General features: G+C 49.9%; 15 protein-coding genes. 14 read left to right on the forward strand and 1 reads right to left on the reverse strand.

Translation table 11 applies throughout. From position 1 onward, the window contains the following. The first annotated feature begins 226 nt into the window (after positions 1–226). The 11 genes from mnmG to RFN81_RS18435 all read left to right on the forward strand — a co-directional run bounded on the left by mnmG (position 227) and on the right by RFN81_RS18435 (position 10,338). Entirely contained in the window at positions 227–2,116 is a 1,890-nt protein-coding gene (gene mnmG / locus RFN81_RS18385; protein ID WP_264497184.1) for a tRNA uridine-5-carboxymethylaminomethyl(34) synthesis enzyme MnmG, read from the forward strand. A gap of 77 nt (positions 2,117–2,193) precedes the next feature. Continuing rightward, positions 2,194–2,814: a 16S rRNA (guanine(527)-N(7))-methyltransferase RsmG gene (gene rsmG, locus RFN81_RS18390; protein WP_264497185.1), complete on the forward strand. Its 621-nt coding sequence runs from the start codon at positions 2,194–2,196 to the stop codon at positions 2,812–2,814. A gap of 623 nt (positions 2,815–3,437) precedes the next feature. Then, the gene (gene atpI / locus RFN81_RS18395) at positions 3,438–3,821 is read left to right on the forward strand and encodes a F0F1 ATP synthase subunit I (RefSeq protein WP_264497186.1); all 384 of its coding nucleotides are present in this window, start codon (positions 3,438–3,440) and stop codon (positions 3,819–3,821) included. A gap of 21 nt (positions 3,822–3,842) precedes the next feature. Then, positions 3,843–4,643, forward strand: coding sequence for a F0F1 ATP synthase subunit A (gene atpB, locus RFN81_RS18400; RefSeq protein WP_264497187.1), 801 nt, complete (start codon positions 3,843–3,845; stop codon positions 4,641–4,643). Between the two features lie 49 nt (positions 4,644–4,692). Next, on the forward strand, positions 4,693–4,932 hold the full coding sequence (gene atpE / locus RFN81_RS18405) for a F0F1 ATP synthase subunit C (RefSeq protein WP_005976545.1): 240 nt from the start codon (positions 4,693–4,695) through the stop codon (positions 4,930–4,932). 63 nt (positions 4,933–4,995) lie between these two features. Further along, positions 4,996–5,466, forward strand: coding sequence for a F0F1 ATP synthase subunit B (atpF, locus tag RFN81_RS18410; RefSeq protein WP_010681466.1), 471 nt, complete (start codon positions 4,996–4,998; stop codon positions 5,464–5,466). Between the two features lie 14 nt (positions 5,467–5,480). Next, a complete protein-coding gene (gene atpH, locus RFN81_RS18415; RefSeq protein WP_264497188.1) occupies positions 5,481–6,014 on the forward strand; it encodes a F0F1 ATP synthase subunit delta in 534 nt (177 codons plus the stop codon). Between the two features lie 12 nt (positions 6,015–6,026). Beyond that, the gene (atpA, locus tag RFN81_RS18420; RefSeq protein ID WP_264497189.1) at positions 6,027–7,568 is read left to right on the forward strand and encodes a F0F1 ATP synthase subunit alpha; all 1,542 of its coding nucleotides are present in this window, start codon (positions 6,027–6,029) and stop codon (positions 7,566–7,568) included. Positions 7,569–7,620: 52 nt separating this feature from the next. Further along, entirely contained in the window at positions 7,621–8,484 is an 864-nt protein-coding gene (atpG, locus tag RFN81_RS18425; protein WP_264497190.1) for a F0F1 ATP synthase subunit gamma, read from the forward strand. 32 nt (positions 8,485–8,516) lie between these two features. Continuing rightward, entirely contained in the window at positions 8,517–9,899 is a 1,383-nt protein-coding gene (atpD, locus tag RFN81_RS18430; protein ID WP_264497191.1) for a F0F1 ATP synthase subunit beta, read from the forward strand. A gap of 19 nt (positions 9,900–9,918) precedes the next feature. After that, positions 9,919–10,338: a F0F1 ATP synthase subunit epsilon gene (locus RFN81_RS18435; RefSeq protein ID WP_010300077.1), complete on the forward strand. Its 420-nt coding sequence runs from the start codon at positions 9,919–9,921 to the stop codon at positions 10,336–10,338. A gap of 345 nt (positions 10,339–10,683) precedes the next feature. On the opposite strand, the gene RFN81_RS18440 is transcribed toward RFN81_RS18435, so the two are convergent. Next, a complete protein-coding gene (locus RFN81_RS18440; protein ID WP_264497192.1) occupies positions 10,684–12,918 on the reverse strand; it encodes a right-handed parallel beta-helix repeat-containing protein in 2,235 nt (744 codons plus the stop codon). 312 nt (positions 12,919–13,230) lie between these two features. On the opposite strand from RFN81_RS18440, the gene glmU reads away from it, so the two are divergent. From glmU to RFN81_RS18455, 3 genes are all read left to right on the forward strand, one after another. Then, complete coding sequence (glmU, locus tag RFN81_RS18445; protein ID WP_264497193.1) at positions 13,231–14,601, forward strand: bifunctional UDP-N-acetylglucosamine diphosphorylase/glucosamine-1-phosphate N-acetyltransferase GlmU; 1,371 nt, start codon at positions 13,231–13,233, stop codon at positions 14,599–14,601. 183 nt (positions 14,602–14,784) lie between these two features. Continuing rightward, positions 14,785–16,617, forward strand: coding sequence for a glutamine--fructose-6-phosphate transaminase (isomerizing) (gene glmS / locus RFN81_RS18450; protein WP_264497194.1), 1,833 nt, complete (start codon positions 14,785–14,787; stop codon positions 16,615–16,617). Between the two features lie 161 nt (positions 16,618–16,778). Further along, the gene (locus RFN81_RS18455; RefSeq protein ID WP_264497195.1) at positions 16,779–17,228 is read left to right on the forward strand and encodes a DUF2946 domain-containing protein; all 450 of its coding nucleotides are present in this window, start codon (positions 16,779–16,781) and stop codon (positions 17,226–17,228) included. Positions 17,229–17,249 lie beyond the last annotated feature (21 nt).

The raw sequence follows: 17,249 nt of genomic DNA on the forward strand, positions 1-17,249 counted from the left end.
CGGTGATATTGTCTTGATCTTAAAAACGAATATCTACTTATCCACAGAGTATGACGATCCTAATAAGAGATCTAATAAAGAGATCTTTAAATAAAAAGATCTTTCTTTAATTATCGAGGATCCAACGGACTTGGTCGTTGGCTCAAAGTTGAGTAGAATCCCCCACCCCAGGGCTAATAACGATCGTTCGCCACTCATCATTCGCAATAATGCGAGGAGCAGTACCATGTTTTATCCAGATCCATTTGACGTCATCGTGATCGGTGGCGGTCATGCCGGGACGGAAGCCGCGATGGCTTCTGCCCGAATGGGCCAACAGACGCTTTTACTTACACATAACATCGATACGTTAGGACAAATGTCTTGTAACCCTGCGATCGGCGGTATTGGAAAAGGCCATCTGGTTAAAGAGATCGATGCCATGGGAGGGTTGATGGCGCGGGCTGTCGATCAGGCTGGGATACAGTTTAGGATACTAAACATCAGTAAAGGCCCGGCGGTCAGAGCCACACGAGCTCAGGCAGATCGGGTGCTCTATCGCCAAGCCGTGCGTACTGCCCTGGAGAACCAACCTAATCTCATGATCTTCCAGCAAGCCGTTGACGATCTGATTGTAGAAAACGATCGTGTCGTCGGTGCGGTAACGCAGATGGGACTAAAATTCCGTGCAAAAGCCGTCGTATTGACGGTAGGGACGTTCCTTGACGGAAAGATTCATATTGGATTAGATAACTACAGTGGAGGGCGTGCCGGCGATCCGCCTTCCATCCCGCTAGCGCGTCGACTGAGGGAATTGCCTCTGCGGGTTAACCGTCTGAAAACGGGTACTCCGCCGCGTATTGATGCCAGAACGATCGATTTTAGCGTGCTGGCTCAACAGCATGGCGACAATCCTATGCCGGTTTTCTCATTTCTTGGCTCAGCAAGCCAGCATCCGGCACAAATGCCTTGCTATATCACACACACCAACGAAAAAACTCACGAGGTGATTCGGAATAATTTAGATCGTAGCCCGATGTACGCTGGGATTATCGAAGGTGTTGGCCCACGTTATTGCCCTTCGATCGAAGACAAGGTCATGCGTTTTGCCGATCGCAATTCGCACCAGATCTTTCTTGAACCCGAGGGGCTGACCAGTAATGAGATATACCCTAACGGAATTTCGACCAGTTTACCGTTTGACGTCCAGTGGCAAATTGTTCGCTCAATGCCAGGAATGGAAAATGCGCGCATAGTTCGTCCTGGTTATGCGATTGAGTACGATTTTTTCGATCCGCGCGATCTTAAACCTACGTTGGAAAATAAATATATTCATGGTCTGTTCTTTGCCGGTCAAATCAACGGGACAACAGGGTATGAAGAAGCCGCTGCGCAAGGAATGCTAGCCGGGCTGAACGCGGCGCGATTGGCTGCCGATAAAGAAGGGTGGTCGCCACGTCGCGATCAGGCCTATCTTGGTGTTCTGGTTGACGATCTCTGTACACTGGGCACAAAAGAGCCCTACCGTATGTTTACATCACGTGCTGAATATCGTTTGATGCTGCGTGAAGATAATGCCGATCTTCGCTTAACAGAAATCGGTCGCGAACTGGGGATGGTCGATGACCACCGCTGGGCCTGTTTCAATGAAAAACGTGAGAATATCGAGAAAGAGCGCCAGCGTCTGCGTGACATTTACATTCATCCTCAATCAGAGCTTCGCGATCGGGTAAATTCACTACTGAAAACCCCATTGTCGCGTGAAGTTAACGGTGAGGAGCTATTACGTCGCCCAGAAGTGGATTATCGTCAACTGACCGCGTTGCCGCTGTTTGCACCGGCATTAACCGATGAGCAGGCGGCTGAGCAGGTTGAAATTCAGGTTAAATACGAAGGCTATATTGCTCGCCAACAGGATGAAATTGAGAAACAACTGCGTAATGAAAGTACGTTGCTACCAGCCGAACTGGATTACAAACAGGTGAGTGGGCTGTCAAATGAAGTTATTGCCAAACTGAACGATCACAAACCTTCGTCTATTGGTCAGGCTTCACGGATTTCTGGCATTACGCCGGCAGCGATCTCTATTTTGCTAGTCTGGCTTAAAAAGCAAGGTCTACTGCGTCGCAGTGCCTGATTAGGGTAAATTATCTCCTGAATAGCCGGTCATCCGGCTATTTTTATGATTAACCGCATTTTTATCGGAATTTTATTGTGCGTGACACGCTAGATCATTTGCTCGATACGGCTGGCATTGTGGTTTCAGATAAACAGAAAACGCTTCTGATACAGTATGTTGAGATGCTGGATAAGTGGAATAAAGCGTATAACCTGACATCGGTACGCGATCCGCAGCAAATGCTTGTTCGCCATATTATGGACAGTATTGTGGTTGGGCCTCATTTAAACGGTCAGCGTTTTATTGATGTGGGTACGGGGCCAGGTTTACCGGGAATTCCCTTAGCGATTATTCGTCCTGAATCGCATTTCACTCTGCTCGATAGCCTGGGTAAACGTGTACGCTTTCTGCGCCAGGTTCAGCATGAACTTCAGATCGAGAATATCGTGCCGGTGCAATCTCGTGTAGAAGCATTTCCCGCTGAGCCGCCTTTTGATGGCGTGCTTAGCCGCGCATTTGCTTCCTTACAGGATATGGTTCGCTGGTGCAATCATCTGCCAGCCAAGACGACCGGGCGGTTTTATGCCCTGAAAGGCGTACTCCCTGAAGAGGAATTAGCATCCTTGCCGCAAGGTATCGTATTGGATCAGATTGTTCGGTTGTCTGTTCCTGAATTGGAGGGGGAGCGGCATTTGGTCGTGCTTAAACCAAACTAATTTTGTCATTTATCAAAAAAAATATAACTAAATATCGTGGTCTAGCCAGCCGCCTTGTACTTGGGTGGCATCGTTCCTGAGTGCATCATGATCACTCAATTTTTACATCTTGGCATTTTTCAATGCGGTTCTCATACTTTGGCGCTAAATAATAACGAGAGAAAATAAGTCATCGGCACTGGGATCTGGTTATTTTTATGTTAATTGGGTAAAGAAATAATATAAATAATGTCAATAGGTGGTTGAAGGCTTGCTTATGCCGACTTTAACATTTGTTTTTTTATAACTCATTGAAGTTAAATAGGATAAATGACTTCTTTTGCTAAAGACAAAAAAAAACATCTTCTGTTATAAATAATCGTAAATGCGTTTATGTGAGTCATATCACAGATTATCGCCCTTTAGCGGACAATCTCCGTTGAGAATGGCCGAGAGGATTGTTAGGAAAATGAGGATTCAGAAAGAAATTTAAATAATTGTTCACCTTTTCGCTACTTATCGATTGAATTCACGGGTATGACCCGTATAATTTGCTCGTTTTTTGCAGCTTGACTCTGCGGTGTAAAGGCAGTTTCATACATCATTCGGTATACCTCTGAAAAGGTACGGAGAGAGTAAACGTCATGTCTGTAGCGCTTTACAGCGGAAAAGTAGCCTTCCGGCTACTGTTGTTACAGTTAGTGACTTTTGCTTTGTTGAGTGCGTTTTTCAGCATCAATGACGCCCGTGCCGCCGCTTCGGCATTGGCTGGTGGGTTATCAGCCTGGTTGCCGAATGTTTTATTTGTACTGTACGCCTTACGGCTTCAGTCCAGTAAGCCCGTTGACGGGCGAGTGGCGTGGACATTCGCGGTGGGTGAAACGCTAAAGATCTTGATCACCATTGCACTGTTGGTGGTGGCGTTAGGCCCGTTTAACGCGGCATTCTTTCCGCTTGGTCTAACTTATTTATCGGTGCTGATTATGCAGATCGTCGCACCGGCTGTAATTAATCGTTACCGTAGTTAACAACAAAGGGTAAGGGACATCATGGCTGCTGGAGAAATCTCTACTCCTCAAGAGTATATCAGTCACCACTTGCACCATTTGCAGGTCGGGACGGGTTTTTGGTCAATTAATGTCGATTCGATGTTTTTCTCCATCGCTCTTGGGGTCCTCTTTCTGGTTATCTTCCGCCGCGTCGCTACACAAGCAACCAGCGGCGTACCAGGTAAACTGCAAACGGCTGTCGAACTAATTATCGATTTTGTAGATGGCACCGTGCGCGATATGTTTCACGGCAAAAGCAAGTTGATTGCGCCGCTGGCGTTGACCATTTTCATCTGGGTTTTCCTGATGAATCTGATGGATTTACTGCCTATCGATCTCCTGCCGCAAGTTTGGGCGAGTGTTTATAGTCTGCTGGGATATGACCCTGCGCATGCTTATTTGCGCGCCGTGCCGACCGCCGATGTGAACATTACGCTGTCAATGGCGCTGGGCGTATTTATCCTAGTGCTGTTCTATAGCATCAAAATGAAAGGGCTTGGGGGTTTTGTTAAAGAACTGACCATGCAGCCATTCAACCATCCAGTATTTATCCCTATCAACCTGATTCTTGAAGGTGTCAGCCTGCTGTCCAAACCGATTTCCTTAGGTTTGCGACTGTTTGGCAATATGTATGCGGGTGAGTTGATCTTCATCCTGATTGCTGGTCTGTTGCCGTGGTGGTCACAATGGCTGTTAAATGTGCCTTGGGCTATTTTCCACATTTTGATTATTACGCTTCAGGCTTTTATTTTCATGGTTCTGACGGTTGTTTATCTCTCGATGGCATCTGAAGAGCATTGATTTTCTTTCAACAAATAACGTTTTTAACTGAAACAAACTGGAGACTGTCATGGAAAACCTGAGTGTGGATCTGCTGTACATGGCTGCCGCGTTAATGATGGGTTTGGCGGCAATCGGTGCTGCGATCGGTATCGGCATTCTGGGTGGTAAATTCTTGGAAGGCGCTGCACGTCAGCCTGACCTGATTCCTTTGCTGCGCACACAGTTCTTTATCGTCATGGGTCTGGTTGACGCCATCCCGATGATCGCTGTTGGTCTGGGGCTGTATGTGATGTTTGCGGTGGCCTAAGCAGAATGTTTTCTGCAGAGGTTAAAACATCAACTTATTAAACTTTGAAAGAGGCATTGTGCTGTGAATATTAATGCAACAATCCTCGGCCAGGCCATTGCGTTCGTCCTGTTTGTCTGGTTCTGCATGAAGTATGTATGGCCGCCGATGATGGCTGCCATTGAGAAACGTCAGAAAGAAATTGCTGACGGTCTGGCTTCTGCTGAACGTGCCAAAAAAGATTTGAACTTGGCTCAGGCCAATGCGACAGATCAACTGAAGAAAGCCAAAGCGGACGCTCAGGTTATCATTGAGCAGGCGAACAAACGTCGCGCTCAGATACTGGATGAAGCGAAAGCTGAAGCAGAAGCTGAACGTAACAAGATTGTGGCGCAAGCTCAGGCTGAAATCGAAGCCGAACGTAAACGTGCTCGTGAAGAGTTGCGTAAGCAAGTTGCCGTATTGGCGATTGCGGGTGCCGAGAAAATTATTGAACGTTCCGTGGATGAAGCTGCTAACAGCGACATCGTTGATAAACTGGTCGCTGAACTGTAAGGAGGGAGGGGCTGATGTCTGAATTTGTCACGGTAGCTCGCCCCTACGCCAAAGCAGCATTTGACTTTGCGGTTGAAAACCAGGCCTTGGATCGCTGGCAAAACATGCTGGCGTTCTCGGCGGAGGTCGCGCGCAATGAACAAATTGCCGAATTGCTTTCTGGTGCGGTAGCGCCCATTGAGCTGGCGAAAACGTTCATTGCCGTTTGTGGTGATCAACTTGATGAAGCCGGTCAGAACCTGGTTAAGGTGATGGCTGAAAACGGACGTTTGCCAGTGCTTCCCGAAGTGCTGGCTCAATTTATTCAACTACGGGCAGCGATGGAATCGACGGTTGATGTCGAGGTGATTTCTGCTAACACATTGAATGAACAGCAGTTGTCGAAGATCGCTGCTGCTATGGAAAAACGTCTGTCACGCAAAGTGAAGCTGAATTGCAAAATTGATAAGTCTGTCATGGCCGGCGTTATTATTCGCGCGGGCGATATGGTGATAGATGGCAGCATTCGCGGTCGTCTGGAACGTCTGGCAGACGTCTTGCAGTCTTAAGGGGACTGGAGCATGCAACTGAATTCCACCGAAATCAGCGAACTGATCAAGCAGCGCATTGCTCAGTTCAATGTGGTGAGCGAAGCTCACAATGAAGGTACTATCGTTTCCGTTAGTGACGGAATCATCCGTATTCACGGTCTGGCCGACGTGATGCAGGGGGAGATGATCTCTCTGCCGGGCAACCGTTATGCCATCGCACTGAACCTGGAGCGTGACTCCGTTGGTGCTGTTGTCATGGGGCCGTATGCGGATCTGGCCGAGGGCATGAAGGTAAAATGCACCGGCCGTATTCTTGAAGTTCCCGTTGGTCGCGGCCTATTAGGGCGCGTGGTCAATACGTTGGGCGCGCCCATTGATGGAAAGGGCGCGTTGGACCATGACGGTTTTTCTGCGGTTGAAGCGATTGCGCCTGGCGTTATCGAACGTCAGTCCGTCGATGAGCCGGTGCAAACGGGCTATAAGTCTGTCGACGCCATGATTCCAATCGGCCGTGGTCAGCGTGAGTTGATTATCGGTGACCGTCAGACGGGTAAAACCGCGCTGGCTATTGACGCCATCATCAACCAGCGTGATTCCGGCATCAAATGCGTGTACGTCGCTATCGGCCAGAAAGCATCCACGATTTCTAACGTGGTGCGTAAACTGGAAGAGCATGGCGCACTGGAAAACACCATTGTCGTCGTCGCTACCGCATCTGAGTCTGCTGCTCTGCAATATCTGGCGCCGTATGCCGGTTGCGCGATGGGTGAGTATTTCCGAGACCGCGGTGAAGACGCGCTGATTATTTATGACGACCTGTCCAAACAAGCCGTTGCTTACCGTCAGATTTCTCTGCTGCTCCGTCGTCCGCCAGGCCGTGAAGCCTATCCTGGTGACGTTTTCTATCTTCACTCTCGTTTGCTGGAACGTGCATCGCGTGTTAACGCCGATTACGTTGAAGCCTTTACCAAAGGTGAAGTAAAAGGGAAAACCGGTTCGCTGACGGCTCTGCCAATTATCGAAACGCAAGCGGGTGACGTTTCTGCGTTCGTTCCGACCAACGTCATTTCGATTACCGATGGTCAGATCTTCCTGGAATCTAATCTGTTTAACGCGGGTATTCGTCCTGCGGTTAACCCAGGGATCTCAGTATCTCGTGTGGGTGGTGCGGCACAGACCAAGATCATGAAGAAATTGTCCGGTGGTATTCGTACTGCGCTGGCGCAATATCGTGAACTTGCTGCGTTCTCTCAGTTTGCTTCCGATCTTGATGAGGCTACGCGTAAGCAGTTGAATCATGGACAGAAAGTAACCGAGTTGCTGAAGCAGAAGCAGTATGCGCCGATGTCTGTCGCACAACAGTCTCTGGTTTTGTTTGCGGCAGAGCGAGGTTATCTGGAAGACGTTGAGCTGTCGAAAGTCGGTGGCTTTGAAGCGGCACTGCTGGCTTACGCCGATCGTGAGCATGGCGAACTTCTGCAACAAATCGACCAGACTGGCGCTTATAACGATGAGATCGAGAGCAAGTTTAAAGGCATCCTCGATACTTTCAAGGCAACCCAGTCCTGGTAACGCCCAGTGGCCTGCTTTATAGCAGGCCGCAAGGCTTTGAGGAGAAGCAAAGATGGCCGGCGCAAAAGAGATACGTAGTAAGATCGCAAGCGTCCAGAATACGCAAAAGATCACCAAAGCAATGGAAATGGTCGCCGCTTCCAAAATGCGTAAATCGCAAGATCGTATGGCGGCCAGCCGTCCCTATGCGGAAACGATACGCAATGTGATTGGTCACCTTGCGTTAGGAAATCTGGAATATAGGCACCCCTACCTGGAAGAACGTGATGTGAAGCGTGTCGGGTATCTGGTGGTGTCTACTGACCGTGGCCTGTGCGGTGGTTTGAACATTAATCTGTTTAAGAAGCTGCTGGCTGATATGAAATCCTGGAGCGACAAAGGCGTTGAAGCTGATCTAGCGCTGATTGGCTCCAAAGCGGTTTCTTTCTTTAGTTCGGTTGGCGGAAATATTGTTGCTCAGGTGACTGGTATGGGTGATAACCCGTCCGTATCCGAATTGATCGGCCCGGTTAAAGTTATGCTGCAAGCCTACGACGAAGGTCGTCTGGACAAGCTGTATATCGTCAGCAACAAATTTATCAATACCATGTCTCAGGAACCGCTTATTGTCCAGGTGTTACCGTTACCGCCTTCGGATGACAGTGAGTTGAAGAAGAAAGCCTGGGATTACCTGTATGAACCCGATCCAAAGTCGCTGCTGGATACTCTGCTGCGTCGTTATGTCGAATCGCAGGTTTATCAGGGCGTCGTAGAAAATCTGGCCAGTGAGCAGGCCGCGCGCATGGTTGCGATGAAAGCAGCGACCGATAACGGCGGTAGCCTGATCAAAGAGCTTCAGTTGGTATACAACAAAGCGCGTCAGGCCAGCATTACCCAGGAACTCACCGAAATCGTCGGGGGAGCCTCCGCGGTTTAGAGCAGGTTTACGAATTACGTAGAGGATTCAAGATGGCTACTGGAAAGATTATCCAGGTAATCGGCGCCGTGGTGGACGTCGAGTTCCCGCAAGATGCCGTACCGAAAGTGTACGATGCGCTTGAGGTAAAGAACGGTGCTGAAAAGTTGGTGCTGGAAGTGCAGCAGCAGTTAGGCGGTGGCGTTGTTCGTTGTATCGCAATGGGGTCTTCTGACGGTTTGCGCCGCGGTTTGGCGGTAAACAACTTGGATCACCCGATTGAAGTCCCGGTAGGTAAAGCGACGCTGGGTCGCATCATGAACGTACTGGGTGAGCCAGTAGACATGAAAGGCGATATTGGCGAAGAAGAGCGTTGGGCTATTCACCGCCCAGCACCGACCTATGAAGAATTGTCAAACTCACAGGAACTGCTGGAAACAGGCATTAAGGTTATCGACCTGATGTGTCCGTTTGCTAAGGGCGGTAAAGTGGGTCTGTTCGGTGGTGCCGGCGTAGGTAAAACCGTAAACATGATGGAGTTAATCCGTAATATCGCGATCGAGCACTCCGGTTACTCCGTGTTTGCTGGCGTGGGGGAGCGTACCCGTGAAGGTAACGACTTCTATCATGAAATGACCGATTCCAACGTTATCGATAAAGTATCACTGGTCTATGGCCAGATGAACGAGCCGCCGGGTAACCGTCTGCGCGTCGCATTAACCGGTCTGACTATGGCGGAAAAATTCCGTGATGAAGGCCGTGACGTTCTGTTGTTCGTCGATAACATTTACCGTTATACCCTGGCCGGTACGGAAGTGTCCGCACTGCTGGGTCGTATGCCTTCTGCGGTGGGTTATCAGCCGACGCTGGCAGAAGAAATGGGCGTTCTGCAAGAACGTATCACGTCTACCAAAACGGGTTCTATCACCTCCGTTCAGGCCGTTTATGTTCCAGCGGATGACTTGACTGACCCATCACCAGCTACCACCTTTGCGCACTTGGATGCAACCGTGGTATTGAGCCGTCAGATCGCTTCTCTGGGGATCTACCCGGCCGTTGACCCACTGGATTCCACCAGCCGTCAGTTAGATCCGCTAGTGGTGGGCCAGGAACACTATGATGTCGCCCGTGGCGTGCAGTCTATTCTGCAACGTTATCAGGAACTGAAAGACATCATCGCGATTCTGGGTATGGATGAGCTGTCGGAAGAAGATAAGCTGGTGGTATCCCGCGCGCGTAAGATCCAGCGCTTCCTGTCCCAGCCGTTCTTCGTGGCGGAAGTCTTTACCGGATCTCCAGGTAAATACGTTTCCCTGAAAGATACCATCCGCGGCTTTAAAGGGATCATGGAAGGCGAATACGACCACCTGCCGGAGCAGGCGTTCTACATGGTTGGTTCCATTGAAGAAGCTGTGGAAAAAGCCAAGAAACTGTAACGCCTTGTAGGAGGGTGACATGGCTATGACTTACCATCTGGATGTCGTGAGTGCAGAACAGCAAATGTTCTCTGGTCTGGTGCAGAAGATCCAGGTCACGGGGAGTGAAGGCGAACTGGGTATTTATCCGGGACATGCCCCTCTGCTCACTGCCATTAAGCCGGGTATGATTCGTATCGTTAAGCAGCACGGTGAGGAAGAATATATTTATCTTTCTGGCGGCGTCCTTGAGGTGCAGCCGAATATTGTCACCGTACTGTCTGATACCGCTATCCGTGGGCAGGATCTGGATGAAGCACGCGCGCTGGAAGCAAAACGCAAGGCCGAAGATCATATCCGCAATTCGCATGGCGATGTGGATTACGCGCAGGCTTCCGCTGAGCTGACGAAGGCAATTGCGAAGCTGCGTGTTATCGAATTGACCAGAAAAGCGATGTAACAGATAAGGTTGTAATAATTAAAGGCCAGTCAGTGTGAACTGACTGGCCTTTTTGTATTTAAGGTGATGCCGCTATCCTCCCTTTACAGATTCACCTCTTAGTTACATTTTATGCAGACTAAGAGAGGGGGTCGTGCGCGATGATTTCGCCATTTTCATACTATTGCGTATCACGCGCCCGACGCAGGGGCGCTCAGTCGCCCCTGCCCTGCGGACCCTGGCTTTCGGATAAATTATGGCGCAAGCTTTCGCAGCGTCCATGCTGCTTATCCTAAGCCTGCTATCTCCTCAGCATAATTTTTTGCGCAGGATAATGGCAAAATCTGTGATGCTCTCAGCGCAAACTTATTTCTTCTTCAGGAAGTCGCCAAGTATCAGATTACCTTTGTCATCACGCGTAAACGTTTCAGGGATGGCGACTGAGACGAAATCATTCGCGGTAATCTCCTTACCTTGCGCGTTAACCGAGCGGTGATTTTTGATGAAATAGTTGCTGTTATCGATATTGCCGACAACCGCATCATCGTATTTACCCGCTTTGGTTTTTAGCGAAATATTGTTCTTGAAGACGCCTTGTTTTTCCGGGCCAGAGTAAGGGCTTGGACGGAAAATAAAGTTAAAGCGTTCGTTGTCTAACGCGATATTGTTTTCAACGATCAAGGCGCCAGGGTTGAAGTTGTCAGTGAAACCATCGAGTTTATTGCCCACTGCAATACTGTTTTTAACCTGATGCGCTACCGGTTGACCTTCGCCCCCCAGTTTAAAGCCGTTGCTGGTGTTGTTCATGGCGATAGAATTCTCGATCACCACAACGCCGTTGGCACCGTCTTCAATTTTGTTAAACAGGTCGAAGCCGTCATCAATGTTGTTGTGGGAGAACGCGCCGTGGATCCTGTTGCCTTCACCTACCCGCATTTTTACCGCAAAACCATCGGCGTTGATTTTACCGGGGTCTTGGTTACTGTGCGATTCTGAATTCAGGATTAGGTTATGGCTAGCCCACAGCGGCCTACCTACATTGGCTGGCGAACTAACTTGAATTCCGGTGTCATCACAATGGTGTGCCAAAACACGCTCGATAGTGTTGTAGCTTCCCTCGATGCGGAAGGGTTTCTCTGTAATTTCAATCCCTTTCACATGCCAGTAACTTGCTTTCAGTTGTAAGCCGTGAATAACCGCTTTATTACCGACTGCAAACAGGTTCTTGACGGCTTTCTGTTGACCGCTGGCGTTGACAGGAATTTCGGTCGCGCTGTAATCACCATCGTTGAGCCAAATCGTGCCGTCGGCTGGCAGCGCGGCGATAGCACTGGCAAGATCGAGTGGCGCATCTTTACTGCCGTCATTGCTGGCGGAGCCTTGTGGCGAGACGTACAGGTTTTTAGCGTCGGCATAAACGGCCTTATCAACTTTGAACGTGCTCTCTTTTACCGTTTTGTCATCACCGTCTGTTGGTTGGTAGACAACCTTAAATTCAGCCGTGTTACCGACAATTTTTGTTGGCAGAGCGAAAGTTTCTCCCGCTTTAATTTGCTTGGCGTTCCCCAGTGGTTTTCCGTCTTGCAGCACCGAGATTGTACCGTTGTAATTGGCTTTAGCCTGCACGACATAGTTTTCACCCGTGGTTTTAGATGAGGACATCACTTGAAGCAAAGGTGCTAAGGCTTTGGCCTTAAATTCCGGTGACGCTTTAGTCTGGGCTGGCGTCGTCGTTAGTTGTGCGTTATTGACGGTGATTTTGGCATTACGAGAGGCAAAAAAGCCGACGTAGTAGTGGTCTTTATCCAGCCTGGTAACAATATCGGCACCTTTAATCTCTTTCGATACCCAATTCTCCGTGCCTTTCGGTGCATATGAGGCAATGAACCCGTCGTTAGTGCGCTCCATCTTCAGACGAAACGTGGGCGTTTTCTCCAGATTGATATTTTCCTGGTAGCTGGTTTTAGTGATTTTTGCTCCGGCATTGCCCCACGGCTGTATCACGCCATTACGCAAAATAGCCTGTAGCTTCACTTCGGTATGCGATTTCTTGTCCTGCGTCATAATGGCGTTCATCACCATGTTGGAGGCAGCAGGAAATTCTTCATACCCTACTTTCAACGGATTTTGACGCGGCGCACCGATAATATCGCGCACCAGAATGCCAGCGCCTTCCTGCGCTGCGGGTTTGGCGCCATTCTCAGGCCCAAACTGTTCCACGGTAATATCAGATTGAAGCGTAAAATTCACATTGGCAGGTAACTTGGTATAGAAGAACGTCAGCCCATCATGGGTGTTGGCAATCTTTCCGCCACGACTCTCTATGGTGATAGGGGCGGACAAATCGGCCTTATCTTCCGGCGTTAATTTCTTACCATTAATGGTGACGTCATTAACGCCAATTTTTTCCGGCAGAACATTGGAGGAAAAGTTGACGTCGGTTGACTGACCAAAGGCGATACCATGCCAGACGGGCGTCGGTTCTGTTGCGGCGTGCGAACTAAAGCTAAAGAGTAATGCATTCGTCAACGTGACGGCTGCAAGGCGTAAAGCGCGGTGTTTTCGTAAAGACGGACATGTTGGTGAAGAACAACGTTTCATTGTATCTCCTTCGTTATTGAGTTTTTCGTCCGCGTATACTGCAATAAATGAAACGCCGTTTCTTTTGCGTGTGTCACAAATGAAAATAGTTAAAAAAAAAGTCTGTTTTTTATGAAACTGCGTGCCATTTTTATTTTGCGTCATGAGCCAACCTGTGCTGCACCATCGTTGTTTTGTGCGAGTTTTTCAGAAAAAACTCAGCGAAAAGTATCCGTGTTATGCATGAGTTTCGGTAAACTCTGATTATTCATGCTAGCCACTGGCTAGCCATTTTTTCTCGCGGAGTCATGGCTCCGCACTGTCAGGATGCTTATGTCAAATAATGCGATGAGTGTGGTGATTCTTGCGGCGGGGAAAGGAACCCGCATGTATTCCGACCTTCCCAAGGTGTTACATCAACTAGCCGGTAAACCAATGGTCCAGCATGTTATTGATGCGGCCATGACGACGGGCGCACAGTGCATCCATCTGGTATATGGTCACGGCGGCGATTTGCTAAAACGAGAATTGAGCGCTCCAGCATTGAATTGGGTGCTACAGGCGGAGCAGTTGGGTACCGGCCATGCAATGCAGCAAGCCGCGCCGCATTTTGCCGACGATGAAGATATCCTCATACTGTATGGCGACGTGCCGCTAATTTCACCACAAACGCTGGCGCGATTACGCCAGGCTAAACCGCCGGGAGGGATCGGTCTGTTGACGGTGAGGCTGGCCGATCCAACGGGATATGGGCGAATTGTGCGGGAAAACGGGGCTGTAGTGGGGATCGTTGAGCATAAGGATGCTAGCGAACAACAGCGTCAGATTGATGAGATCAATACCGGCATTTTGATTGCCAACGGCAAGGACTTGAAGCGTTGGTTAAGCCAGCTAACCAACAATAACGCGCAGGGTGAGTTTTATCTTACCGATATCATTGCGATGGCGGCAGAAGAAGGCCAGCGCGTCGAAGCGGTTCATCCCGAACGATTGAGCGAAGTTGAAGGCGTTAATAATCGTCGTCAACTGGCGGCGCTGGAGCGGGTTTATCAGCATGAACAGGCAGATAGACTATTGCTGGCTGGCGTTATGCTGCTCGATCCTGAACGTTTTGATTTACGCGGCGAACTGGCGCACGGTCGTGATGTGATGATTGATGTCAATGTGGTGTTGGAAGGCCATGTTAAGCTAGGTCATCGGGTGAAAATTGGTGCGGGCTGTGTAATTAAGAATTGCGTTATTGGCGATGACTGTGAGATTAGCCCTTATTCTGTGTTGGAAGACGCTGTGTTAGACGCTCAGTGCACCGTTGGCCCGTTTGCCCGCTTGCGTCCGGGGGCGGAACTGGCAGAAGGCGCGCATGTCGGCAACTTTGTCGAACTGAAAAAGGCGCGCTTGGGTAAAGGATCAAAAGCCGGTCATCTGAGCTATTTGGGCGATGCGGAGATTGGTTCCGGTGTTAATATCGGCGCGGGAACGATCACCTGTAACTATGATGGCGCGAACAAACATCGAACGATTATCGGCGATGACGTTTTTGTCGGATCGGATACCCAACTGGTCGCGCCGGTAAGCATTGCCAACGGCGTAACGATTGGGGCGGGCACCACGGTCACACGCGATGTGGCAGAAAACGAGCTGGTGATCAGCCGAGTGAAGCAGAAGCATATCGCTGGCTGGCAACGCCCGGTGAAAAAGCCATAATCTACTCGTCTCCGCACGCGGCGGAGACGGTTTTGCCCTGTGTTTTTATCGATACCAGAACACAGGCCAAAACATAATAATCCCCAACTCTCTACAAGGCTCGGGGAATCCGGAAAAACCGGAACAATCAGGTCTAAGACATCCCTGGTGACACAATATGTCACTTTTATAGGAATACCATCGATGTGTGGAATTGTAGGCGCAGTTGCGCAACGTGATGTTGCAGAGATCTTGTTAGAAGGTTTACGCCGTCTTGAATACCGTGGTTATGACTCTGCGGGGCTGGCGGTTGTGGATAATGAAGGACAGGTTGTTCGTTTGCGTCGCCTGGGGAAAGTGCAAGTGCTGTCTCAGGCCGCTGATGAACATCCATTACACGGTGGCACGGGGATAGCTCATACCCGTTGGGCAACGCATGGTGAACCTTCCGAAGAGAACGCTCACCCGCATGTTTCTGAACATATCACCATCGTCCACAACGGCATTATCGAAAATCACGAACCGCTGCGCGAACTGATGATCGGTCGCGGTTATCGTTTTGTGTCGGAAACCGACACGGAAGTGGTCGCTCATCTGATTCATTTTGAACAGAAGCAAAACGGCGGGACGCTGGTTGAGGTGGTTAAACGCGTGATCCCACAACTGCGCGGTGCCTATGGCATGGTGGTGTTGGATAATCGCGACCCCAGCGTGCTGGTTGCCGCACGCTCCGGTAGCCCATTGGTGATTGGTCTTGGTGTCGGCGAGAACTTCATCGCCTCCGATCAGCTGGCGCTACTGCCAGTGACGCGCCGCTTCATGTTCCTGGAAGAAGGTGACGTAGCGGAGATTACCCGCCGTGACGTGCGCGTGTTTGATAAATCAGGCCAGCTTGCTACTCGTGAAGAAATCGAATCAAAAGTGAATTACGATGCCGGTGACAAAGGCGCGTATCGTCACTACATGCAGAAAGAGATTTACGAACAGCCGATGGCGATTAAGAGCACCCTTGAAGGGCGTTTCAGTCACGGTGAGATCGATCTTTCTGAATTAGGCCCGAAAGCGGATGAACTGCTGGCTAAGGTTGAGCATGTTCAGATCATCGCCTGTGGGACGTCCTATAACTCCGGTATGGTGTCTCGCTATTGGTTCGAAGCGTTGGCGGGCGTGCCGTGTGACGTAGAGATCGCTTCCGAATTCCGCTATCGCAAACCGGCCATACGTAAAAATAGCCTGATGATTACCCTGTCTCAATCAGGGGAAACGGCAGATACGCTGGCGGCGTTACGTTTGTCCAAAGATCTGGGCTATCTGGGGTCGCTGGCTATTTGTAACGTGGCGGGGTCCTCTCTGGTGCGTGAATCCGATCTGGCGCTGATGACCAAAGCGGGCGTCGAGATTGGTGTCGCCTCGACCAAGGCCTTTACCACCCAGCTCACCGTCCTACTAATGCTGGTGGCGCGAATTGGTCGCCTGCGCGGTATGGATGCGCAGATCGAGCATGACATCGTACATGGCTTGCAGGCATTACCTGCACGTATTGAACAGATGTTGTCTCAGGACAAACTCATCGAATCTCTGGCGGAAGGTTTCTCTGACAAACATCATGCGCTGTTCTTAGGGCGCGGCGATCAGTACCCGATCGCCATGGAAGGTGCGTTGAAGCTGAAAGAGATCTCTTATATCCATGCTGAAGCCTATGCGGCGGGCGAATTAAAACATGGCCCGCTGGCGCTGATCGATGCCGATATGCCGGTGGTTGTCGTGGCGCCGAACAACGAATTGTTAGAGAAATTGAAATCCAACATTGAAGAAGTTCGCGCGCGTGGCGGTGAGCTGTATGTCTTCGCTGATGAAGATGCTGGCTTCACCAGCAGCGAAAATATGAAGATTATTCCGCTGCCGCATGTCGAAGAAGTGATTGCCCCGATCTTCTACACGGTGCCGTTGCAACTGCTGTCTTATCATGTTGCGCTGATTAAAGGCACGGATGTTGACCAGCCGCGCAACCTGGCGAAGTCGGTGACTGTCGAATAACGATCCCCTTTGTAGCGAGTCGCTAAAATCCGCCTTATGTCTATGAACATAAGGCGGATTTTCTATCTTCTTAATCCGGTTCTGCGTGTTTTTTGTAACATTCGCAATGCGAATGAGATACACTCACTTACACCGAAAAGACACTGATAACCGGCTGCATTTTGCACGAGCGTACACGGACATATTTCATCGCGTCATGGCTTGCGTTGTTAGCTATCGCCATGTTGTTTGTTGCCCCCGTAATCTCTAAAGCCATTACCCGCCAAACTGCCGCCTGCCAGCCTTCATCTGCCATTGTGTCAATGCACACGCCGGATAAGCACCACGCTATGATGGGGGCGATGCCTTGTGAAGGTACCTTTTCTCAGGTTCACCAAATGATGCCCGGCCACGCGATGTCGCCAATGGAGGAGATCGCCTGCGGCTACTGCCAATTGCTGGTTCACCTACCTTTTGTTCAATTGATACTGGCGGTACTGCTCTGGCTGCTACTGCGTTTTATTATTCGTATCCGGTTAATGCCGATCGTTTGTACGCCAATTTATCGCGCCTGGTCGCCTCAGCGCGCGCGTGCTCCCCCTGCTGCTTTTCTGTTTCCGTGTAACCACTAATTACCACGATTGCGTTGCCTT

The organism is Pectobacterium cacticida (assembly GCF_036885195.1).
In the GTDB taxonomy this organism is placed as follows: domain Bacteria; phylum Pseudomonadota; class Gammaproteobacteria; order Enterobacterales; family Enterobacteriaceae; genus Pectobacterium; species Pectobacterium cacticida.